The following is a 21254-nucleotide window of genomic DNA, read 5'->3' as shown; positions in this document are numbered from 1 at the left end:
TTCCTGGGGTTGGGTGAAATCAGGTGAGATCGGTGGAGGTCGGGGTGCGCGCGGCGGCACAGTCAGGGCACAGGCCCCAGTAGATGACCTCGGCTTCGTCGATCAGGAAGCCGCTGTCGTCCGAGGCGGTCAGGCAAGGGGCGTCGCCCAGGGCGCAGTCGACGTCGGCGATCTCGCCACACGAGCGACACACCACGTGGTGGTGGTTGTCCCCGACCCGTGACTCGTAGCGCGCCACGGAGCCGGTCGGCTGGATCCGGCGGACCAGACCGGCATCGGTCAGCGTCCGCAACGAGTCGTAGACGGCTTGATGTGAGACCGACGGCAGGTCGCGGCGTACGGTGCCGATGATGCCGTCGGTGTCGGCATGCGCGAGCTCTCCGAGCGCGGCGAGGACCGCCACCCGGGGCTTGGTCACCCGGAGGCCCGTCGCCCGCAACCGCTCGGCGAAATCGGCGTCACTCCCCACCCTCCGGAGTCTTCCTCCTAATCTTGAACGAGTCAAGACAAGCCGTCAGTCCCGTCGCCGACCGATTCGATAGCGTGGGCCGCGATCGATCAGGTCCGCTTCCAACAAGTTCCGAGAAGGGCAATGCCATGACCATTGGCTGGGGAATCCTCGCGCCGGGCGACATCGCTCACCAGTTCGCGACCGAGCTCGCGCTGGTGCCCGAAGCCCGCATCGCCGCCGTGGGTTCACGTGACCTCGGCCGGGCCGAGGCGTTCACTGGTCGTTTCGGCGGCACGCCCTACGGCAGCTATGCCGAGATGGTCGAGGATCCGGCCGTGGACGTGGTCTATGTCGCCTCGCCACACGGCGTACACCCCGAGCACACGCGGCTGGCGATGGCGGCCGGCAAGGCGGTGCTCTGCGAGAAGCCCATCGCGGTCTCCGCCGACCAGGCCACTGCGCTCTTCGCCGAGGCCCGCGAGCGTGGCGTGTTCTTGATGGAGGCGATGTGGACGGCCTGCCACCCCCTGATCCGGGCGATGCTCGCGCGCTTGGCGGAGGGTCGGTACGGCGAGGTCCGACAGGTCAGCGCCCGGCTCGGGTTCGTGATGCAGCCCGACAAGAACGCTCGGTTGTTCGACCCGGCGCTCGGCGGGGGCAGCCTGCTCGACATGGGCATCTACCCGGTGACCCTGGCCACCCTGGTGCTCGGTGAGCCCGAGGCGACGACGGCCCTGGCGACCCTGTCCGACCGCAGCGTGGACCTCGATATCGCCATCGCCGCGCGCTACCCCGGCGGAGCCGTCGCCGCCCTGAGCTCGTCGATAACCGGGTGCCTCGCGAACACCGCGACCATCGCCACCACGACCGGCCATCTCGACCTCGCCGAGGAGTTCCAGCACCCGACCTCGATCACGTGGACACCCCTGGAGCACTCCGGCGCAGCTGTCCCGCCGGCCGAGGAGATCACGGGAGACGAGCCCATCGTAGGCGAGGGCTACGGCAACGAGATCCTCGAGGTCCATCGGTGTCTGGCGGCGGGACGACTCACCAGCGACCTGGTCTCCCCCGAACAGTCGATCGCCGTGCTGACCCAGCTCGACCGGCTGCGCCACCAGGCCGGCATCGAGCTCTGAAGGCTAGCCGACCAGGCTCTCGAGCTGGGCGAGGGTGATGCCCTCGAGCGAGTCGACGATCGCATCCGCAGCGGAGAGGTCCAGCACGCTCGTCAGTGGGTGCGGATAGGCGAGGCAGCGCAATCCGGCCGCCTGGGCGGCCCGGATCCCGATCGGCGAGTCCTCGATCGCGATGGCCTCCTCGGCACTCACGCCGAGCTTGGCCAAGGCCTCGAGATAGAGCACCGGCGACGGCTTCGCGCGCTCGGGGTCGACACCGGCCGCGAACATGTGCGGCCACTGGTCGAGCTCGCCCAGTCGATCCAGGTGCAGCTCCACCCACTCCGGCTCCGCGTTGGTGACGATCGCGACCGCGAGCCCGGCGTCCCTGGCCGACTGCGCCAGAGCATCGATGCCCGGCCGCAGCTCGAGCTGGCGATAGAGCGTGCGGAAGCGCTCCTCACGACGAGCCGTCACCTGCTCGGCGTCCAACGCGACCGACGTGCGCCGTTGCAGCAGCGCCATCGGGTCGAAGTCGCTGCCGACCGTCCCGACCACACCCGCCCAGTCATGCTCGTCGATCTGCGCCCCGTGGAGCTCGAAGATGTGCTGCCAAGCGGCGAAGTGCGCCTGTTCGGTGTCCATCATGGTGCCGTCGAAGTCGAACAGCAGGGCGCGCAGCGGCGCCCCGGATCTGGGGCCTGTAGTCGTCATCGGTGGCAACCCTAACGACATCACGGCACCGCCTTCACACACCGTCCTGCGACCGAGATCACTCCGTCAAGAGGTGGACCCAGGCGGGGTCATAGTCTCGATGGGTTCCATAGCCGAACAACAAGATGCGCAGCTCGCGCCGCCGGGGCAGGACACCGGCTCGCAAGGTCGTGAGCAGCTCGTCGAGCACCGCGACCTGGGCGGGCAACGCCGGGCGTGCCCGCCCGCTCCCGAGCCGTTGATCGCGCGACCAGAGCTGGCCCAGCTCCTCGGTGAGTCGCTCGGTCAAGAAGCCCACCATCCGTTCGCGGGCTGAACGGCGTTGGTCGCTGTCGGATGCGGATGCGGATGCGGATGCGGATGCGGATGGGATGCGTGAGTGTCGTCGTACGACCGGGCAGGGTGGTAGCTACTAGCCATCGTGCTCATCCCTCGAGAGCTCGTCGTGGACCGAGTCCCGTGCGGACCCGGTGCGGAGGCAGGTCTTCGGACTCGAGGGCTTGGCTCGTGGCGAGCTTCTCCTACTGGGTGTCGCTTCCCGGGTTTCCGGCCTTCGGCCGGTGACCCAGTGCTGGTGACACCGGTTGTTCCCTCTTACCGCTGCGGGGCAGTCCCGGAATTCTCACCGGGTTCCCTCTTGCGACGGCCGGTCTGCCGACCGGCCGAACCGCCGCAGGGCGAGTCTAGTCAATCCTTGGGCCTGGCACGGCCACGCCACAGGGCGATGTGTTCACTGCTTCGAGGCCAGCCGCCACCCACACCCCGATCTCGGCGACGAGCCGACGGTGGCGGCCTATGGTCCCTGAGGCGGCGGTTGCCCGACGGGCTGGAGGAACTGCAGGCGAAGGCCCCCGAGCGTCGCCCAGAGATGACGGCTGTCGCCGAAGTCGAGCGGCTCTTCGATCGGCCGGTCGATCGGGTCGACCACGGTGGCACCGGCGGCGCGGAGCGCCAGGAACGCGGCTTCCAAGTCGTCGACCTGATAGGCGACATGGTCCAGTCTCATTCGGTCATCGCCCCGACGAGCGCGGTCCAACTCCGGGTCAAGGATGCGCAGGAGCTCGATCTTCTCGGTCCCGCTCTGCAGCATGGCCTGCCGGAGGCCGAAAGCACCCAGGTCCTCCTCGACCAGCACCACAAAGCCCAACCGGGCGAACGCCGCCTTCGCCTCGGCAAGGTCTGCCACCACGTAACCAACATGGTCGGTGGCTTCGGTCGCGGGCACGCTCATCGGGGGTGCTCCGCCCCGTCGCCTTCGGGCGCGCCGAACCTCTCACGAAGCCGGGGATGATCCAGCACACCGGGGTTCAACAGGTGCTGGGGGCGGCGCCCGGTCGCGACCTCCAGGACGCTACGGGCCGCGCTCTCCCCGGTCACCCGCATGATCTCGTCGTTCATCCCGATCCCGTGCGGGGTCAAGATCACGTTGTCGAGCGCGAGGAGCGGATCGTCGGGGTCGATCGGCTCTTGCTCCATCACGTCGAGTCCGGCACCGGCCAGGCGGCTGTCGGCGAGTGCGGCGGTCAGCGCCGACTGGTCGATGATCTGGCCGCGCGCCACGTTGATCACGTAGGCCCCCGGCTTCATCTGCGCGATCCGGGACTCGTCGAGCAGATGGTAGGTCTCCTTGGTGAGTGGACAGGTGATCACCAAGAAGTCGGCCCGCTCCAGCAGCGTGTCCAGATCAACCAGCGTGACGCCGTCGAAGGGCTTCGCATAGGGGTCGTAGGCGATCATCTCCATGTCGAAGGGCGCAGCCAGCCGACAGACGTCACGCCCGATGTTGCCGGCACCGAGCACGCCGAGCGTCCGTCCGGTGAGCGCCGTGCCGATGTAGCCGTAGATCTCCCACTGGCCGGCACGGAGCGACCGCTCGCGTTGCGGAAGCCAGTGCGAGAGTGCCAACAAGAACGCCATTGCCGAGGAGGCCATCGGGCGCCGCACGCTGTCGGGCGTGGTGGTCACCATGACACCAGCGGCCGTGCACGCCTCGATGTCGACGCCGTCGACACCGACCCCGGTCCGAGCGATGAGCAGCGGCGGGTCGGAGGTGGCGAGCGCCGCGGCCGGCACCCGCGGGTGCTCGACGATCATCGCGTCGCATCCCTGGAAGTCGGCGGCGGTCAACTCCCCGGTCAACTCGGGAAGAAACTCCCAGTCCACCGCGGGCTCCTGGTCGAGCAGGTCGAGCGGATAGATCGCCCGACCGTCGGAGCCGCGCATGTCGCGGGTAACCCCGACCTTGAACCTCGTCATCGCGTCCCGCTCGACATCTCGCTGTTCGACATCTTGCTTCAATGGTCCCACTTTCGGGTCAGAGGAATGACAGGGCGTCACGCTCGACGTCGGACGATCCCGCGAGAAAGTCGAAGTCGCAGCCCTCGTCGGCCTGGGTCACGTGCTGCAGGTAGAGGGAGCGATAGCCCCGGCTGCTACCACGCGCCGGTGGAGTCCAGGCCGCCCGGCGACGCTGCAACTCCTCCTCGTCGACGAGCAAGTCGATCCGACGCCCTTCGACGTCCACGCGGACTTGATCGCCCGTCTCGACCAAGGCGAGCGGACCGCCGATCGCCGCCTCCGGAGCGACGTGCGCCACCACCGCGCCGAAGGACGTGCCGCTGATCCGTGCGTCGCTAATCCGCACCAGGTCGGTCACCCCGCGCTCTAACAGCCGCAACGGGATCGGCAGGTGGCCCCACTCCGGCATCCCAGGCGCGCCCACGGGACCACCACCGCGCAGGATGAGCACGGTGTCCTCGTCGCACTCGAGGTCGGGATCGTTGACGCCCACCGCGAGCTCGGCCAAGGTCTCGAACACCAGCGCAGTCCCTTGGTGCTGCATGAGTCGGGGTTCGGCCGCGGTCACCTTGAGAACCGAGCCCGACGGGGCGAGTGAGCCACGCAGGACAACCAGCCCCCCGGTGGGCGAGAGTGGATCCTCCCGCGAGGCGATCACCTTGCGGTCGGTGCGATCGCGAGCCGGGAGGAGCTCACGCAGTGGCGTCGCATCCACTCTGATCCGGTCGAGATGGAGCTGGTCCTGCAACTCTGCGAGGACCGCGGGCAGGCCGCCGCCGTAGAAGAACGCCTCCATCAACTGGTCACCAGCCGGCTTGACGTTGACCAACCACGGCGTGTCCCGGCCGAGGGTGTCGAAGTCATCCAACTCGAGCTGGACGCCGGCGCGCCGGGCAACGGCGAGGAGATGGATGATGCCGTTCGTCGAGCCGCTGATCGCGTGCAGCACCCGGATCGCGTCCTCGAATGCCTCTCGAGTCAGGATCGCCGACGGGCGGAGGTCCTCGGCGACGAGTTCGACGGCGCGCCTACCGGAGCGCTCGGCGAGCGCACGCCGGCGGCTGTCGACGGCCGGGATCGCCGCCCCACCGGACAGGCTCATCCCCAGAGCCTCGGTGAGACAGGCCATTGTCGAGGCAGTGCCCATCGTCTGGCACGTCCCGACGCTCCGACACATGCCGTTCTCGATCTCCTGCCATTCTTCTCGCGTCAGCCGTCCGGCTCTCAACTCCTCGTGGAAGAGCCAACAGTCGGTGCACGCACCGATCTGACGGCCCTCGAACCGGCCGTCCAGCATCGGGCCGGCCGTCACCAGGATGGTCGGGATGTCGGCGCTCGCAGCACCCATCAACGCGGCGGGGACACTCTTGTCACAGCCGCAGAGAAGCACCGCGGCATCGAACGGATAGGCCCGGAGGCACTCCTCGATCTCCATCGCGCCGAGGTTCCGGTACAGCATGGCCGTCGGACGCATCAGCGACTCGCCGAGCGGCATCACCGGGAACTCGAGCGGGAACCCTCCGGCTTGCAGCACTCCGCGTTTGATCGACTCCGCCAACTCACGGAAGTTGCCGTGACAACCAACCAGATCGCTCCAGGGGTTGCAGATCCCGATCAGAGGCTTGCCCTCGAACGCCTCGTCGGTGAAACCGTCTGCTTTGAGGTAGGCGCGGTGCAGGAAGCCGTCGAGATCTGTCCGCGCCAGCCACTCGCCGCTGCGGAGTGGCGGCTGGTCAGGCTGTCTCAACCGTCACTCCCAGGGTCTCGAGCAGACCAGCGAGGTAGTCGCTGTCCTCGTCGGTCAGCGGCAGTAGCGGACGACGACACTGGCCGGCACGTCGCCCGAGCATTTCCAGCCCGGCCTTGAAGATCTGGTTGAAGTCGGGGCGCTCGTCCGGACGGCCGAACATCGGTTTGATCGAGGTCATGTTGACCAGCGGCAGGAGTGCGTACCAGAGCTCGCGAGCCGCTGGCAGGTCGCCGGCTTGGCAGAGCTGCCACAAGCGAACGGCGTGGCGGGGCACGATGTTGCCGATGCCTGCGAACCAGCCGTCGGCACCGACGAGCATCGCCTCGAAGCTTTCCGTAGTCCTCGCCGTAGAACAGCGGGGTGCCTTCGGGGCAGAGATAGCGCAGGTCGTGCAGACGGGCAGGATCGCCGTGAGACTCCTTGATCATCGCCGCCGTGCCCTCCTTTGCGAGCTCGGCCAGATCCGGAACGTCGATGCCGACGCCGGCGGCGCCGGGGTTGTTGTAGACCACCAGCGGGATTTCGACAGACTGCGCGACGTCACGGAAGTACTCCCGGATCTCGCGGAGCGGAGGCCCCGAATAGTACGGCGGCACGCTCATCACCGCAGTGGCACCCGCCTGCTCGGCATGGACGGCGAGGGCGCACGCCTCCCTGGTGGAGGTGTGCATGACACCGACGATGGTCGGCACTCGACCTGCGACGTGCTCGACAGACCGCCGGATCAGCGTGCGACGCTCATCAGGGTCGAGCGTGCCGAACTCGCCACAGGTCCCCGAGATCAGGAGCGCGTGGACACCGGCATCGATCAGCCAGTCGAAGTGATCGAGGGTCGCGTCGTAGTCGATCGCACCGTCTTCCGCGAAGACGGTGATCGCCGGGATGATAACGCCGAACTTGGTAGCCACGTCTGCCTCTCCTGAACCGCTTTGCACTGATCTCCGACCTCCGGGGGCGAAGCGTCGCCCAAACGAAAACTGATGTAAAGTATCACTTTTGATGCAAAACTCAGACTAGCACCCGGCCGTGGTCCGGAGGGACTCGGGGCCGACAGTCACCCGCGTCCGATCAACGGCATCTTGGTGGCCATGATCGTCATGAACTGGACGTTGGCTGTCAGGGGCAGACTGGCCATCTGCACCACGGCATCGGCCACTGCCCGCACATTCATCATCGGCTCGACGGTGACCGAACCATCCGCCTGCAGCGCCCCGTGGCCGAGCACGCTGCCGGTCAGTTCGGTCGCAGCGTTACCGATGTCGATCTGCCCGCAGGCGATGTCGAACGGCCGACCTTCGAGCGAGATCGACTTCGTCAGGCCGGTCATCCCGTGCTTGGTAGCGGTGTACGGCGCAGCCTCGGGTCGGGGCACCTGCGCCGAGACAGAGCCGTTGTTGATGATCCGCCCACCCTGTGGGGTCTGCTCCTTCATCCGACGGAAGGCCTCCCTCGCGCACAGGAAGGAACCGGTCAGATTGGTGTCGACCACGGCCTGCCAGTCCTCGAGTGTGATCTCGGCGAACGGCCCACCGGCACCGAAGATCCCAGCATTGTTGAAGAGAACGTCGACCCGAGACCAGCGCTCGACCACCGTGTCGAAGAGGGTTCGCACGCTCTCCTCGTCGGTGATGTCGGCCGTCGCGACGAGCGCGTCGCTCTCTCGACCCGACCGCTTCGCTGTCTCGCGGAGGATCTCCTCACGGCGGCCGACCAGGGCGACGCGGTATCCGGCGCCGAGTAGCGCCAGCGCCGTCGCTCGACCGACCCCTGAGCCAGCTCCGGTGACAACGGCTGTCGGTGGGTGGTCATTCACTGTGCAACTCCTCACTCCGCGTGCTCCTCACTCGTTCCTGTCAGCGTTCCTGTCCGCCGCTCAGCGACGCCATGTCGTCCAGCCAGGAGAGGCCGGCCCAGGTGTCCGCCGCGGGTTCATACTCGAATCCGACAGTGCCGTCGTACCCGCTTTCGGTCAGAAGCCGCAGCAGTGCCTTCCAGTCGAGGCTGCCGCTGCCCGGCTCGTGCCGACCGGGATGATCGGCAAGTTGGACATGACCCAGAGAAGGCAGGATCGACACCAGTTCTGCCAGCGGATCCTCACCCATCATCGCCGCATGGTAGGCGTCGAACTGGACCTTCGCCCGCCGGCCGGTGGTGACCCGGAGTTCGTCGAGCAACCCGGCGACCTCGCTGGTCCGAGAGAGCACGACGTTCGGGTTTGCCACGTTGTTCAGGGCCTCGACGACGACCGTCGCACCCACCGTGGCGGCGGCGTCGACGGCCAACGCCAACCCCTCGATCGCCACGGCGCGTTGCGCGGGCACCGTCGACAGCGGGTCGACGTTGCCGAACGGAACGCTGACCACGGGGACCCGCAGCTGCTCGATCACCGGCAAGGCCGCCTCGAGGTTGGCGACGAACTGGTCACGGTGGCGAGCGATCGACACCATGCCGTTGCTTCCCGCCTCGGGGCCAACATCGAGATTCATCAGGGCCACCCGAACGCCGGCACCACGGATGGCCTCCGCTAGCTCCCGGGTCTCCAACTGGTGAGGGATCGGCCGGCTGAACGGCCACCAGAACTCGACTGCGGCGAAGCCGGCCTCTGCGGCAGCGCGAGGTCGTTCCAAGAAGGGCAGCTCGCCGAACAACATCGAGATGTTCGCGGCGACCCGGTCGCTCGTCATCCTCGGGTGGACGGATTCTCTTGACCACCCGGCAGCGTCCGCAGGGTCGTGTGGACGGTGTGCTCGAAGATCCCGATGTCGAAGATCTCGAAGGCGCGGAACCCGTCGGTCGGCATCTGCCCCTCGGGGACACGGGTGTCGACCGTGAGACCGACGGCCTTGCCGTGGGCCTCGCCCGCGGCGAGCATCCGGTTGACCGCCTCTACGTAGGTCGGGTGCTCGAACTGCCCGGCGATACCGAGCGAGGCGCTCAGGTCGTGATGGCCGAGCCACAGCATGTCGATCCCCGGCACGGCGGCGATCTCCTCGACGTTCTCGATGCCGAGATCGGTCTCGATGATCGCAATCAGCAGCTGTTCACGGTTCCGCTGCAACAGCGCCTCCTCGTCACCGTCTGCCAGCTGGTCTGTGTAGAGGAGCCCGACGCCACGTAGCCCGTCCGGTGCGTACTTCGAGGCGGTCACGATGCGCTCTGCGTCCGCGGCATCCTCGACCGCCGAGAGCATCAGTCCCATCGCCCCGGTGTCGAGCGCGGCGGCGATCAGGTGCGGGTCCTTGCCGGGCGGACGCAGGATCGGAACCACGCCCCAGGAGGCCGCACTCTCCACCAACGGACGGAGTTTGTTGGCAGACCAGCCGGTGTGTTCCTGGTCCAGGAGCACGAAGTCGGCACCGGCGGCGGCCAGGATGCGGCCGATCCCTGGGGTGGCGAACTCGTAGACGCCGACACCGCGCACGGTGCCTCCGGCGGCCAGCTCTCGCTTCATCGGGTTGACCTTCATCATCGGGTCGATCTTCATCGTCACTGCACGAACTCCCTGGTAGTTACGTTCTTCGTGGAATGGTCTCGGTGGGCGCGGTCTTCATGGGCATCGATGTTGTGGGAACGGCCCTTTCGGGTAGTCATGGTCGGGTAGTCATGTCTCGAATCTCGACCGCACTCGCGGGTGGTCGAGGACCTCGCGGTTGATGATGTACGACGGCAGTGAGCCGCCGGCGACCGCGACGACTTCGGCTGCCGCGATCTGACCAGTCAGCGCGATGGCCTCGTCGTTGGTGCCGATCGCATGGGGCGTCATGATCACGTTGTCCAACCCGAACAGCGGATCCTCGGGGTCGACTGGCTCCTGCTCGAAGACATCGAGCGCCGCCCCGGCCAGCCGACCCTCGCGCAGCGCCTCGGCCAGTGCCTTCTGCTCGACGATCCCGCCGCGAGCGACGTTGATCAGGTAGGCGTCGGGCTTCATCTGCGCGATCCGCGCCGCGTCGAGGAGGTGCCTCGTCTGGTCGTTGAGCGGACAGGTCACCACCAAGAAGTCGCTTTCGCCCAGCAAGGTGTCCAGTTCCACCAGCTCCGCTCCGGCGAACGGCTTCACGAACGGGTCGTGGGCCAAGATGCGCATCTCGAACGGCGCCGCGAGGCGACACAGGTCGCGCCCGATGTTCCCGGCCCCGAGCACGCCCAGCGTCCTCCCAGTAAGCGCCTTGCCGACGCGGGAGGGTCCACTCCACTCCCCTGCCCGCAGCCGCCGTTCACGTTGCGGCAGGCAGTGCGAGAGGGCCAGCATGAAGGCCATCGCCCCGGCCGCCATCGGCCGACGGACGCTCTCGGGTGTGGTCGTCACGATCACACCAGCGGCGGTACAAGCCTCGAGATCGACCCGATCGACCCCTACTCCGGTCCGGGCCAGCAGGATCGGGGGGCTTGAGCAGTCGAGTGTGTCCGCCGTGACGTGAGGGTGCTCGACGATCACCGCGTCGTACTCGTCGACGTCCGCCGCGGTGAGCACCTGGCGTTCCTCGGGCAGGTACTCCCAGGCGACCGAGGCGGTGGCGTCGAGGAGGTCGAGCGGATACAGCGGCCGACCGTCTCGACCGAGGACGTCGCGGGTGACGCCGACTCGAAGCGGATCACAGTTGATAGGTGAATTCACGGGAGAAGAGCCATGCCTTTGGGGTCGAGAGTCAAAGCACCGAATGGTCAGCGGCGGCGGGCCGAGCAGTCCACGCGCTGGCTGGCACCTGGTCCGGCCGGTACAGCCCCGGTGGCAGCTCGCGCAGCGGCCACAGTGTGTTGAGCGCGCGGGCGGCGGTGGCGGGGTATGCGTCGAGCAAGGTCGTACCGGTCGCCACGACTTCGACGTCGGTCTCGCCGCGAATCACCAGCAGGGCCGATTCGACCAGCTCGTCGACGGCAGGATCGAGGCCGAAGACGGCATTCCAGCCGAGCCGCACGACCTCGGCACCGTTCTTCAGTCCGACCCCTGTCGCGCGGAAGCCCATCGTCGTACCCGGCTCGACGCGGCGTCCGGCTACCGAGCGCCGGTCGGTGGCGACGCGTGGCTCGAATCGCAGCTCGACGCAGTCCAGATCGAGGCGCAACGCATCGCTCACCAGTCGGAGGCACTCCGAAACTGGAAGGTACTCGGTCCACGAATCCACTGGGATCGCCTCGCGGGAGCCGATGCCGAGGCGATCGAGCACTCCGTCCCCCCAGGCGGCCAGGTCGCAGATGCGTTCCACAGCGACGGATTGGACTCCGGGGATCGAGTTGCCCCAGACGACCGGCAGCAAGTCGAGCAGGAAGCCTGGGTTCCACCCTGCCCCGACAACCCTGCTCCCCCCGCCTCGAGCCTGGGCGTCCAGCGCTGCTGCGCCCGACTCTCCCAGCGCGGTCTCGGGGTGGATCAACCCGGATACGGTCACACAGTCCTTGCCCCGCTCGGCGAGCCGGCCCAGCGTCGCGGCGACTCCGACGGGGTCGCCCAGGCCGCAGTAGACGATCGCATCGACGTCGGTGTCGGCCGCAACCTCCTCGAGGTCTTCGGTCGCCGTGACGCCGACAGGCTCCCGGTCGAGCAGAAGTCCGATGTCGACACCCGCCTTCGTCGGCGTGGTAACCACCCCTCCCTGCAGCTCGAGGTCGGGCCGATCCAGGCACATCCGGGCGACCAGCACACCCACCTTGCCCAGGCCAACGACAGCCACCCGGATGGGAGCGACGCTGCTCACCTGCCCACCTCACCGCTCGACCTCACCAGCCCGGCCGGGGCCAGGGCGGCGAGCGCGCGAACCGGAAGCGGGGCCGTCTTCCCGTTGTCCGCCGCGTCCTCACAGGCGCGCACGGCCCGTCGTACGACGATGCCGCCGGTCGACCGCGCCGGCTCGGGCGGAAAGGCACGCCGCGGCTCGCGGATGAGCCCGGTCGAGGCCCAACGATCGTCTCGATCGAGGGCGAGCGAGGTGAGCACATGCCCGGCCAGCACGGCCGGGCCGACGCCGTTCCCGGAGAAGCCGGCGCAGTAGATGACGTCCGGCGCATCCGGCAACCGGCCGAAGATCGGCACCCCCGCCTCGGTCCGGTCGACCGGACCACCCCAGGCGTGGGTGATCCGGGCCTGGGCCAGCGTGGGGTACAGCTGCCGGAAGGTGCGTTCGATCACCTTGGTGCGACGGGCGCCGTACTCGAAGGAGCGGCCGACCCGGGTGCCGTACGCAAGGTGGTGACCGGCGATACCGAAGAAGAACCTGCCTTCATGCGTGCGTGCGTTGCGAACCATCAACCGTGAGTCCGAGATGCCCCACTGGCCCTTGGGCCCATGCTCGGCCAACAGGTGGGGGATCGGCTCGGTCGCGATCTCGTCGCTCGACACGATGACCATGGCACGCTCGAGCGCCCGCAGCTCCTGCAGCCTGGCCGACCACGGACCTAGCGCGATCACGATGCGCTCGGCCTCGACCCGACCACGCTCGGTCACCGCGGCGGGGCGGATGCCGGTGGCCAGCCGCTTCACCGGCGATCCTTCGTAGATGGTCACTCCCATCCCCAGGGCGACGGTGCGGAGGCCGCGGGCGAGGCGAGCAGGGTGCAGCGTGGCCGCGTCCCTGGCCAGGACACCGGCCTTGAACGCGGCCGATCCCGCCCGTTCGCGGACCTCGCCCGGATCGAGACGCTGATAGACATCGGCACCCACCGCCTGCGCGAGCGCCACCGCGTCGTCCGAGGCTCCGATCTGGGCCTCCGAACTGGCTCCCCAGAGCCAGCCCTGCTTGGCGAAGCCGATGTCCAAGCCGTGCGTCGAGGCGAACTGGCCGATCTCCTCGACGGCATCCTGCGACTGACGACAGAGCCAGACGCCGTCGTCGGTGCCGCAGAGATCGAGCAACGCCTGTGCCTTCACCCACCAGGACAGCGCGAACCCGGCATTGCGGCCGCTCGACCCACCGCCGCAGATGTCGGCCTCCAGCAACGTGACGTCGAGCGACGGGTCGGCTTCCTTCAGCCGCACTGCGGTCCACAGGCCGGCGTAGCCGCCGCCCACGATGCAGATGTCCGCGCGCCGGCGCCCGCTCAGTGGCGGCGTCGCGAGATGCTCGCGTTCGTCCGCCAGGGCTTGCTCAAGCCAGAGCGAGCGATGCGGTCGCGGCTCGGCGCGGCCGGAGCGGGTTCGAAGCATGCCGGAATCCCCTGGTGGCAGGACGTGGTCTCGGACACCCGCGGTAGCTCAGGCGCTCCGTAAACTGCAACTTTCGATCAGAAAGGTACTCTATCGCACGCCGATGTCAACCCACCTTGGCCGCGGCTCGTTCTGTGAGCCCTCGGGATCACGCCGACCAACGCCACGCACTATGCTCCGGCCATCATGGCCCACAAGCAACCAGCGCGGTCCACCGAGTCCTCCGCCGACCAGTCCGAGCCTCCGGTTGCCCCATACCTGGCTGAGGATTCGGCGGACGACTCGGTGGCTCGCACGCAGGCCCTGCTCGCCAGCCGGATCCGCTCCATCCGCCAGGAGCGCGGGCTCACCATCGCCGCACTGGCCCGGGAGGTCGGCGTCACCGCCGCGATGGCCTCGCAGATCGAGCGGGGAGTGACCAACCCGTCGATGTCCACGCTCGTCCGCCTTGCCGGAGCCTTGAGGATCCCGATCGCCCAACTCTTCGAGATCAAGAACCCCGAGGGAATCGTCGTTCGCGCCGCCGACCGGCGGGCCATCCAATACCCCGAGACCGGCATCACCGACGAGGTCATCTCCTCCGATCCCGCGGGCAAGCTCCAAGTGCTCGACACCCACATCGGCCCGGGCCGCACGAGTGGCGCAGAGCTCTCCGCCCACGGCGCCGACGTCGAGTGTGTGGTCGTGCTCGAAGGGTCGCTCGACGTCTTCGTCGGCGGCAGGCGCTATCACCTCGACCAGGGCGACACCCTCACCTTCCAAGGCGAACTCCCGCATGGCTTCGCCAACACCAGCGAAAAAGAGGCACGCGTCATCTGGGTGATGACCCCGGGCAACTTCTAGTGCTCCGGCGCCGCCCAAGTCGGCTCGGCGTCAACCTCGTGGCGGCAGCCTGCCGCCCAGTTCACGCGAGAGGCCGGCCGCGGCTTCGAGCACTGCGGACGCGACCTCGCGCTCGGGGTGGTCGGCGAAGAGCCGAGACGACTCTCCGACCACCCCGATCGCTCCGACGGCAACACCCCCGCGGTCGAGGACCGGCGCGGCGACACTAGATTCGCCGATCACGGCCTCGTCGCTCTCGAAGGCGACCACCTCACGGCGGACCCGATCGATCTCTCGGCGGAAGCCCGTCAGGTCCTTGGAGGACCTGGTCAGCTTCGGCAACGGCGCGGCCGTCAGGTCGGCGAGCAACTCGGGCGGTCCGAAGGCGATGATCGCCTTGCCGAGCGCCGTCGCGTGCGCCGGCATCTCCAGACCGACCTCGGAGACCTGGAAGGCGCTGCCCGGCCGGAACACATGATGAACGACGAGGACCTGCCCACCCTGCAGGATGCCCACCCGCACCGCCGCACTAACGCGGGCGGCGAGATGTTCTGCGAAGGCGACCGACCGGCCACGCAAGTCGCTGACGTCCAGGTACGAGGCGCCCAGGTGAAGCAGACCGGGCCCCAGTTGGTACTTGTCCGAGTCACGGTCCTTCTCGACGAATCCGTGGGACCGGAGTGTCTGCAGCAGACCGTGGACCGTGGGTCGGGCCAGCTCGAGGCGGTCGGCGATCTCTGCGACCCCGAGTCGACGCGGCCCGGAAGCGAGCAGGGCGAGAATCCTCGCCGCGCGATCCACGGACTGGATCGACTTGCTCGGCGTCGGCCCGGAGGAGGTCATCTCATCTCACATATTGTTCGACATTGTCGAACGCTCATCGACATCGTAGAATCCTGCCATGTCTCAGCAGGTCGGCATCGTCATTGTCTCGCACAGTCGGAAGCTCGCCACTGGGCTGGTCGACATGATCCGGCAGATGGTCGATGAGTCGACACCCGTCCTCGCCGTGGGCGGGAACCCCGACGGCGGTCTGGGCACCGACGCCGATTGTCTCGAGGCCGCCGTCGAGAAGGCCGACCGGGGCCACGGCGTGGTGGTGCTCGGCGACCTCGGCAGCTCGATCCTCGCGACCCGCGTCATCATCGAGGCCCACGCCAACCCCGACCTCGTGCTGGCCGATGCCCCCCTCGTCGAAGGATCGATCGCCGCCGCGGTCACTGCCTCCACCGGGGCCACGCTGGCCGAGGTGCTCGCGGCCGCCGAAGGAGCCCGCGATGTCCGCAAATTCTGAGATCGTCAACCCCGGGGCGGTCTCCTTCAACGCCGAGGTGACCCTCCCCGGAGACGTTGACCTACACGCTCGTCCGGCCGCGGAGGTGGTGCGCGCCGCTGCAGGCTTCGCCAGCACCGTCGAGGTGCGGGTGGACGACCGCGTGGCCGATGCCACGAGCATGCTGGCCCTGCTGACGCTCGGGATACGACGCGGGACGACGGTCACTCTCCACGCCGAGGGCGAGGATGCGGCGAGGGCCGTCCAAGCGGTGGTCGACGCGATCTCGAACCTGCAAGACTGAGCCGAATCCGCAAAGACTGAGCCGAGGACCGGGCGTCACGAGCGCCGGGGCGAGAGGGCCTCAGCCGACGGTGTCGGCGAGGGCGCGGATCACGATCGCCGCCGAAGCGGCCCCAGGGTCCTCGTGGCCGATCGACCGCTCCCCCAGGTAGGAGGCGCGGCCCTTGCGCGCCTGCAGCGGAACCGTGCTCGCGGCCCCGAGCAGGCTGGCCTCCGCGGCCGCAGCGAAGGCCTCGCCGCCGGGTGGGGATGCCGACTCGAGGCACTCGACTGCCGGGGTGAGCGCGTCGACCATGGTCTTGTCGCCTGGTGCCGAGGCGCCCAGGGCCTTGATCGAGTCCAGACCGGCTCTCAAGGCGGCCACCAGTTGCTCCGGGGCGACCTCCGGCTGGTCACCCAGCACCTTGCTGGCAGCGCGAAAGAACACTCCCCAGAGCGCTCCGCTCGCACCACCGACGTTCGACAAGATCGCCTTGCCCGCGGACTTCAGCACTGATCCCGGCGGGGCGGCGGTGTGCTCTGCGAAGATGGCTGGCAGAGCACCGAAACCCCGGCTCATGTTGATCCCGTGGTCACCGTCTCCGATCGCCGCGTCCAGGCTGGTGAGGTCGTCCTGCCGGCTCGCCAGCACCTCGCCCGCGGACTCAAGCCAGACGATCACCGTCGCTCCGTCAAGCGCCCTCACGCCCGCCACCTCAGCGCCGGCGTGTGGAGCGGCGCGTCCCACAGTTCGAGCAGGTCGGCGTCGACCTCCATCATCGTGAAGGAGACACCAACCATGTCCAGCGAGGTCACGAAGTCACCGAGCATGATCCGTTCGCGCCGAAGCCCGGCCTTGGCACAGAGCTCGGCGATCGCCGCGTCGATCCCGTACAGCTCGATCAGCGGCGTCGCCCCCAGACCGTTGACCATGGTGATCACTCCCGTGCCCTCGACCAGCGGCCGATCCTCGGCCACTGCGCGGAAGAGCATCGCGGCCACCTCGTCGGCTGACTCGAGCGCCACCCGGCTGCGTCCTGGCTCACCGTGGATGCCGATGCCGACCTCCATCTGACCCGGCGGTAGATCGAAGACCGGGGCACGGCCGGGCGGCACGCACGGTGCGATGGCGACGCCGTAGGAACGAACCCTGCCCACCGCCTCCGCCGCGATAGCCTCCACCTGGTCGAGGGAGTCTCCGCGCTCGGCAGCGGCACCGGCCAGGCGCTCCACCAGCACCGTCCCGGCGACGCCGCGTCGACCAGCGGTGAAGCCTCGAGTTCTCGACGGCCACGTCGTCATTGACGACGACGGTGCGGACCTCGATTCCATCGTCCGCCAGCTCTTCGACTGCCATGCCGAAGTTCATGATGTCGCCCGTGTAGTTCTTCACGATGAGCAGTACGCCGGCACCGCCGTCGACCCGGCGACAGGCGGATTCAACCCGGTCCGCCGGCGGCGAGGTGAATACTTCGCCGGCCACCGCAGCGTCGAGCATGCCCAGGCCCACATAGCCGCCGTGCAGCGGTTCATGTCCCGATCCTCCACCGGACACCAGGCCGACCTTGCCGGGGCGCGGCCCGCCGGTCCGGAAGACCACCCGCGCCTCCAGGTCCACCTCGAGGAGATCGGGGTGGGCGGCGGCCATGCCGCGGAGGCCGTCGTCCACGACCGAGGCCGGGTCGTTGATCAGGCGCCTGGACGACCCGGGAGAGGCCGGTCCGGAAGCGGTCGGTGTGGACGAGGTCATATCTCTCCAAGCATTGGTTTGGTGGAGCGTTGACCGCTGGCAGCGTCGGCCAAGCGTGGGATGGCGGCCACCAGCTCCCGCGTGTAGGCGTCTTGCGGTTCCTCTATCAACCGATCGACCGAGCCACTCTCACGGACCACGCCCCGCTCCATGACGATCGCGCGCTCGGCGATGGAGCGCACCAGAGCGAGGTCGTGGGAGACGAAGACAATGGCAAGCTGCTCGCTCTCCGCCAGCCCCAGGATCAGGTCGGCGATGGTCGCCTGGACTGAGACGTCGAGCGCGCTGGTGACCTCGTCGCAGAGCATCACCTTGGGTTCGGCGGCCAGCGCTCGGGCGAGCGCGATGCGTTGCTTCTGACCGCCGCTGAGCTCGCTCGGGCGGCGGCTGGCGATCGCGCTGGGCAGCCGGACGGCCTCCAGCAGCTCGCTGAGCCGCTCACGCCGCTCCGCCTTGCTCAGGTCGGGGCGGAACAGCCGGATCGGACGATCGATCAGGGTGAGCACGTCCTGCCGTGGGTTCAGCGACGAGTCGGGGTTCTGGAAGACCAGTTGAACCAGGCGTCGCTCGAGGGCGCTTCGGCTCCGCACCGCGGGAGCGAGAGGCGCCCCGGCCAACTTGATCTCGCCCTCCACGGGCCGGTGCAAGCCCGCGATCGCCCGCAACAGCGTGGACTTGCCGCTCCCGCTCTCGCCGATGATCCCGAAGAGCTCGCCTCCGTAGACCTCGAAGCTGAGGTCGTTGACCGCCCGCATGACGCCCTGCGCGTCGGTGTGCTCGCAAGACACCCCCTGCACCGCAAGGACCGGCTCCTCCGAGCGCTTCCGCTCTGGGATCGGGTCGGAGATCCTGCCCACCGTGACCGGCTCGGCGAACAGGCACCGGGCAAGCCGGCTCGGACCGACCGGCTCGAGGTCGACATGGCTCTCCTCGCAGGCCGGGACCGCCTGGGGGCAACGCGGGACGAAGCTGCATGCATCCAAGACCACCTGAGGCGGCGGAGTGCCGGGGATACCTTGGGGTTTACGCCGAACCCCAGCGTCAAAAGCCGCCGACAACAGCGCTCGGGTGTAGGGCTGTGCCGGAGCGTCGACGACCTCAGCGGTAGGTCCACGCTCGACGATCTCGCCGGCATACATCACCGCCAACTCGTCCGCCACCGTCGCGAGCAACGGCAGGTCGTGACTCACATACATCGCCGCGAGCCCGCGCTCGTCGACCAGGCGCCGGATCAGGTTCGAGATCTGGGCCTGGGTGGTCACATCCAGTCCGGTGGTCGGCTCGTCGAGAACGATCACCTTCGGCTTGCTTACCAGGGCCAGCGCTAGGGCGGCACGCTGCTGCTGCCCGCCGGAGAGCTCGTGCGGATAGCGGGAGAGGATCCGAGCGGCGTCCTCGAAGCCCACTTCGCGGAGCGCTTCGACGGAGTGCGAGCGGGCCTGCCGGCGGCCCAGGCCCCTGCGTAGCTTGAGCACCTGCGCAAGGTGTCGTTCGAAGGTGAGCGCGGGGTTCAGCGACGTCGCGGCGTTCTGTCCGACGTAGGCGACCGAGCCTCCCCACAGCGCACGACGCTTCGAAGGCGACAGTGTGAGCAGGTCGACGTCGCCCAGACGCGACGTACCTTCCAGCAACGTCATCCCGCCGGAGAAGTAGCCCAGGGCCGCGAGCGCGAGGCTGCTCTTGCCACATCCCGATTCCCCGGCGAGCCCGAGGACCCGGCCGGCTTCGAGACGCAGGTCCGCCCGCCACACCACGGGTTGGTCCTCGTTGTAGGCAACGCTGATTCGCTGAACGTCCAGGATCGCCACGGCTCAGACCACCTGCCTTTGCCCCGAGGGCTCCTCGGCCGACCACGACCGAGCGAGGGTCTCGGCCACCAGGTTCAACCCGACACCCAGGACCGCAATCGCAGCGGCCGGGGCGAGCACGGAGAGCGGCGCGACCGGCAGGATCTGGCGGTTCTCCGCGATCATCAGGCCCCAGTCCGGATTCGGAGGCTGCGCCCCAAGCCCGAGGAAGTTCAGCGTCGCGACGAACACGATCGCATAGGTGATGCGAAGCGCGTAGTCCGACAGCATCGGGGCGGCGATGTTGGGCAGCACCTCGTGCAGCATCACCGAGGAGTCCCGCTCACCACGCGCCTGGGCGGCGACGACATAGTCCTGCAGGCAGACCACCTGGGCGGCGCCGCGGCAGACCCGCCCGGCGCGCGGAGCGAACACCGCGGCCACGGTCAGCACGATGACCACGGACGAGGAGCCGAGGCCCGCGACGACCACGAGCACGAGCAACAGCGGCGGGAAGGTCAACAAGATGTCGAACAGCCGAGCGATCACCGTATCGACCCGACCTCCGTAGTAGGCACCGGCAATGCCGAGGATCGACCCCACCAGATAGGAGATGGTCACCGCGAGCAAGGGCAGGATGATCAGGCTCCGTCCACCGTCCAGGACGCGGCTCAGCACGTCGCGGCCCAAGGCGTCGGTCCCGAGCAGATGCTGGCCGGACGGACCGGTCGCAGCCGGCCCTACAGCCGTCTCCGTGGGTGAGTACGGTGCGAGCAGAGGGCCGAGAAAGACCAAGAGGACCATGAATACGACCATGACCAGCCCGGCCTGGCCCATCCGACTGACCAGCAGCGAACGGAAGGGACCGCGCCTGAACTCGAGCTCGGCCGTGGACGTCGCGGCGCTCATCGCAGTGCTCGCAGACGCGGGTTGGCCAGCCGCACGACGGCGTCGGTGCCGTAGGAGATCACCAGGGTCAGGACGGCGATCGCCAGCGCAAGCGCCTGCACCGTGACGGTGTCGCCCTGGCCGATCGCCTCGACCAGACGACGCCCGAGGCCGGGGAAGGAGAAGACCTGCTCGACCACGATCGTCCCGCCGAGGAGGTAGACCATCATCTGGGCGATCACGTTGGCCATCGGTCCTGCGGCGTTCGGCAGGAGATAGCTGGAGACGACCTTCTTCTGGGGCAGTCCCCGGAGCGTGGCGGCCCGGACGTACGGAGCTGGGATCACCTCGAGCACCGCGGCACGGGTGAGCCGAACGATCGGCGGGACCACGGCGATCCCCAGGGTGAGTGCGGGCAGGACATAAGATTGCGCCTTGGCCACGAAGTTCCCGAAGAGCAGCCCACTGCTGTCTGCGGGGAACAGTGGGATCCAGACTGAGAACAGTGTGATCAGGCCGATGCCGAGAACGAACTCGGGCAGTGCCGCCATGATCACGATCAGCAGATTTGTCGACCGGTCGAGCTTGCCTCCCGCGCGCACGGCGCAGACCACCCCCACCAGGATCGCCAGCGGCATGCCGATCACGATGGCGAGGAGCATCAGGATCAAGGTCCGTTGCAGCCGCGGGAGAGCGTCCTCGGCAACCGAGCGGCCGGTGATCGGTGACTCGCCCCAGTCGCCTTGGACAAAGTCCCCGAGCCAGCTCACGTAGCGCTCGGGGAAGGGCTTGTCCAACCCGTACTGCTGCTTGAACGCGTCGATCTGCTCGGGCATCGCCTCACGCCCAAGGGCGGCCCGGGCTTGCGCCTCCGGACCGCTGCTCAGGTTCGTCGCCGCGAAGGTGACGATGGAGATCACCAGCAGCGTGCCGACAGCGACGGCGACGCCACGCGCCACCCTCGCTGCCGTCACGCTCCAGTT

The 21254-nt window shown here is 68.3% G+C and carries 22 protein-coding genes, 2 pseudogenes and 1 riboswitch; of the genes and pseudogenes, 4 read left to right on the top strand and 20 right to left on the bottom strand.

What is annotated here, in order from left to right; all coding sequences use genetic code 11:
• Positions 1-19: 19 nt before the first annotated feature.
• The gene (locus tag QM714_RS16440) at positions 20-469 is read right to left on the bottom strand and encodes a Fur family transcriptional regulator (RefSeq protein WP_415102416.1); all 450 of its coding nucleotides are present in this window, start codon (positions 467-469) and stop codon (positions 20-22) included.
• Between the two features lie 128 nt (positions 470-597).
• On the opposite strand from QM714_RS16440, the gene QM714_RS16435 reads away from it, so the two are divergent.
• Entirely contained in the window at positions 598-1587 is a 990-nt protein-coding gene (locus tag QM714_RS16435) for a Gfo/Idh/MocA family protein (protein WP_415102415.1), read from the top strand.
• Positions 1588-1590: 3 nt separating this feature from the next.
• On the opposite strand, the gene QM714_RS16430 is transcribed toward QM714_RS16435, so the two are convergent.
• The 13 genes and pseudogenes from QM714_RS16430 to QM714_RS16370 form a co-directional block, all read right to left on the bottom strand.
• Positions 1591-2280: an HAD family hydrolase gene (locus QM714_RS16430; RefSeq protein WP_415102414.1), complete on the bottom strand. Its 690-nt coding sequence runs from the start codon at positions 2278-2280 to the stop codon at positions 1591-1593.
• A 58-nt stretch (positions 2281-2338) separates the two neighbouring features.
• Positions 2339-2569 carry a hypothetical protein gene (locus tag QM714_RS16425; RefSeq protein WP_415102413.1) on the bottom strand — a complete coding sequence of 77 codons (231 nt, stop codon included), beginning with the start codon at positions 2567-2569 and terminating at the stop codon, positions 2339-2341.
• A gap of 170 nt (positions 2570-2739) precedes the next feature.
• Positions 2740-2967, bottom strand: a riboswitch (cobalamin riboswitch).
• A 106-nt stretch (positions 2968-3073) separates the two neighbouring features.
• A complete protein-coding gene (locus tag QM714_RS16420; RefSeq protein WP_415102412.1) occupies positions 3074-3511 on the bottom strand; it encodes a VOC family protein in 438 nt (145 codons plus the stop codon).
• Entirely contained in the window at positions 3508-4578 is a 1071-nt protein-coding gene (locus tag QM714_RS16415) for an NAD(P)-dependent oxidoreductase (protein WP_415102411.1), read from the bottom strand. The genes QM714_RS16420 and QM714_RS16415 overlap by 4 nt, the downstream gene beginning before the upstream one ends.
• A gap of 16 nt (positions 4579-4594) precedes the next feature.
• The gene (locus tag QM714_RS16410; RefSeq protein WP_415102410.1) at positions 4595-6325 is read right to left on the bottom strand and encodes an IlvD/Edd family dehydratase; all 1731 of its coding nucleotides are present in this window, start codon (positions 6323-6325) and stop codon (positions 4595-4597) included.
• Positions 6312-6647 (bottom strand): dihydrodipicolinate synthase family protein, encoded by a 336-nt coding sequence (locus QM714_RS16405; protein ID WP_415102409.1) that lies wholly within the window; start codon positions 6645-6647, stop codon positions 6312-6314. The genes QM714_RS16410 and QM714_RS16405 overlap by 14 nt, the downstream gene beginning before the upstream one ends.
• A 79-nt stretch (positions 6648-6726) precedes the next feature.
• Positions 6727-7236, bottom strand: a pseudogene (locus QM714_RS16400) (dihydrodipicolinate synthase family protein); the annotation flags it as partial.
• A 146-nt stretch (positions 7237-7382) separates the two neighbouring features.
• Positions 7383-8141 (bottom strand): SDR family oxidoreductase, encoded by a 759-nt coding sequence (locus QM714_RS16395; RefSeq protein ID WP_415102408.1) that lies wholly within the window; start codon positions 8139-8141, stop codon positions 7383-7385.
• Positions 8142-8181: 40 nt separating this feature from the next.
• On the bottom strand, positions 8182-9012 hold the full coding sequence (locus tag QM714_RS16390) for a hydroxypyruvate isomerase family protein (RefSeq protein WP_415102407.1): 831 nt from the start codon (positions 9010-9012) through the stop codon (positions 8182-8184).
• Entirely contained in the window at positions 9009-9812 is an 804-nt protein-coding gene (locus QM714_RS16385) for an HpcH/HpaI aldolase family protein (RefSeq protein ID WP_415103051.1), read from the bottom strand. Before QM714_RS16385 ends, QM714_RS16390 begins: the two co-directional genes overlap by 4 nt.
• A gap of 117 nt (positions 9813-9929) precedes the next feature.
• Positions 9930-10946, bottom strand: a complete 1017-nt coding sequence (locus tag QM714_RS16380; protein WP_415102406.1) for an NAD(P)-dependent oxidoreductase — start codon at positions 10944-10946, stop codon at positions 9930-9932.
• Positions 10947-10977: 31 nt separating this feature from the next.
• Complete coding sequence (locus QM714_RS16375) at positions 10978-12024, bottom strand: hypothetical protein (RefSeq protein ID WP_415102405.1); 1047 nt, start codon at positions 12022-12024, stop codon at positions 10978-10980.
• The gene (locus tag QM714_RS16370) at positions 12021-13469 is read right to left on the bottom strand and encodes an NAD(P)/FAD-dependent oxidoreductase (RefSeq protein ID WP_415102404.1); all 1449 of its coding nucleotides are present in this window, start codon (positions 13467-13469) and stop codon (positions 12021-12023) included. Before QM714_RS16370 ends, QM714_RS16375 begins: the two co-directional genes overlap by 4 nt.
• A 285-nt stretch (positions 13470-13754) precedes the next feature.
• Here QM714_RS16370 and QM714_RS16365 point away from each other — a divergent pair, with 285 nt between their 5' ends.
• Entirely contained in the window at positions 13755-14312 is a 558-nt protein-coding gene (locus QM714_RS16365; protein ID WP_415102403.1) for a helix-turn-helix domain-containing protein, read from the top strand.
• 30 nt (positions 14313-14342) lie between these two features.
• On the opposite strand, the gene QM714_RS16360 is transcribed toward QM714_RS16365, so the two are convergent.
• Positions 14343-15134 (bottom strand): IclR family transcriptional regulator, encoded by a 792-nt coding sequence (locus QM714_RS16360; RefSeq protein ID WP_415102402.1) that lies wholly within the window; start codon positions 15132-15134, stop codon positions 14343-14345.
• 58 nt (positions 15135-15192) lie between these two features.
• Between QM714_RS16360 and dhaM the strand changes: the two genes are divergently transcribed.
• Entirely contained in the window at positions 15193-15585 is a 393-nt protein-coding gene (gene dhaM / locus QM714_RS16355) for a dihydroxyacetone kinase phosphoryl donor subunit DhaM (protein ID WP_415102401.1), read from the top strand.
• Positions 15569-15868, top strand: a complete 300-nt coding sequence (locus QM714_RS16350; protein WP_415102400.1) for an HPr family phosphocarrier protein — start codon at positions 15569-15571, stop codon at positions 15866-15868. Before dhaM ends, QM714_RS16350 begins: the two co-directional genes overlap by 17 nt.
• A gap of 60 nt (positions 15869-15928) precedes the next feature.
• Here the strand turns inward: QM714_RS16350 and dhaL are convergent, their stop codons facing one another.
• The 5 genes and pseudogenes from dhaL to QM714_RS16325 all read right to left on the bottom strand — a co-directional run bounded on the left by dhaL (position 15929) and on the right by QM714_RS16325 (position 21245).
• Positions 15929-16552 (bottom strand): dihydroxyacetone kinase subunit DhaL, encoded by a 624-nt coding sequence (dhaL, locus tag QM714_RS16345; RefSeq protein ID WP_415102399.1) that lies wholly within the window; start codon positions 16550-16552, stop codon positions 15929-15931.
• Positions 16549-17596, bottom strand: a pseudogene (gene dhaK, locus QM714_RS16340) (dihydroxyacetone kinase subunit DhaK). The gene dhaL and the pseudogene dhaK overlap by 4 nt, the downstream one beginning before the upstream one ends.
• Positions 17593-19404, bottom strand: a complete 1812-nt coding sequence (locus tag QM714_RS16335) for a dipeptide ABC transporter ATP-binding protein (protein WP_415102398.1) — start codon at positions 19402-19404, stop codon at positions 17593-17595. The pseudogene dhaK and the gene QM714_RS16335 overlap by 4 nt, the downstream one beginning before the upstream one ends.
• Positions 19405-19407: 3 nt before the next feature.
• Positions 19408-20292 carry an ABC transporter permease gene (locus QM714_RS16330; RefSeq protein WP_415102397.1) on the bottom strand — a complete coding sequence of 295 codons (885 nt, stop codon included), beginning with the start codon at positions 20290-20292 and terminating at the stop codon, positions 19408-19410.
• A complete protein-coding gene (locus tag QM714_RS16325; RefSeq protein WP_415102396.1) occupies positions 20289-21245 on the bottom strand; it encodes an ABC transporter permease in 957 nt (318 codons plus the stop codon). The genes QM714_RS16330 and QM714_RS16325 overlap by 4 nt, the downstream gene beginning before the upstream one ends.
• Positions 21246-21254: the final 9 nt, after the last annotated feature.

The sequence above is a fragment of the Nocardioides sp. genome, assembly GCF_047602075.1.
GTDB lineage: Bacteria > Actinomycetota > Actinomycetes > Propionibacteriales > Nocardioidaceae > Nocardioides.
Note: the sequence above shows the minus strand (reverse complement) of the source record. Positions and strands in the feature narration are given on the sequence as shown.

What these genes read in the sequence shown, in the direction of transcription:
- QM714_RS16435 (WP_415102415.1), top strand. Translation starts at nt 598, where the DNA reads ATGACCATTGGCTGGGGAATCCTCGCGCCGGGCGACATCGCTCACCAG.
- QM714_RS16430 (WP_415102414.1), bottom strand. Translation starts at nt 2,280, where the DNA reads ATGACGACTACAGGCCCCAGATCCGGGGCGCCGCTGCGCGCCCTGCTG.
- QM714_RS16385 (WP_415103051.1), bottom strand. Translation starts at nt 9,812, where the DNA reads ATGAAGATCGACCCGATGATGAAGGTCAACCCGATGAAGCGAGAGCTG.
- QM714_RS16350 (WP_415102400.1), top strand. Translation starts at nt 15,569, where the DNA reads ATGTCCGCAAATTCTGAGATCGTCAACCCCGGGGCGGTCTCCTTCAAC.
- QM714_RS16390 (WP_415102407.1), bottom strand. Translation starts at nt 9,012, where the DNA reads ATGACGAGCGACCGGGTCGCCGCGAACATCTCGATGTTGTTCGGCGAG.
- QM714_RS16360 (WP_415102402.1), bottom strand. Translation starts at nt 15,134, where the DNA reads ATGACCTCCTCCGGGCCGACGCCGAGCAAGTCGATCCAGTCCGTGGAT.
- QM714_RS16420 (WP_415102412.1), bottom strand. Translation starts at nt 3,511, where the DNA reads ATGAGCGTGCCCGCGACCGAAGCCACCGACCATGTTGGTTACGTGGTG.
- QM714_RS16330 (WP_415102397.1), bottom strand. Translation starts at nt 20,292, where the DNA reads ATGAGCGCCGCGACGTCCACGGCCGAGCTCGAGTTCAGGCGCGGTCCC.
- QM714_RS16405 (WP_415102409.1), bottom strand. Translation starts at nt 6,647, where the DNA reads ATGCTCGTCGGTGCCGACGGCTGGTTCGCAGGCATCGGCAACATCGTG.
- QM714_RS16370 (WP_415102404.1), bottom strand. Translation starts at nt 13,469, where the DNA reads ATGCTTCGAACCCGCTCCGGCCGCGCCGAGCCGCGACCGCATCGCTCG.
- dhaM (WP_415102401.1), top strand. Translation starts at nt 15,193, where the DNA reads ATGTCTCAGCAGGTCGGCATCGTCATTGTCTCGCACAGTCGGAAGCTC.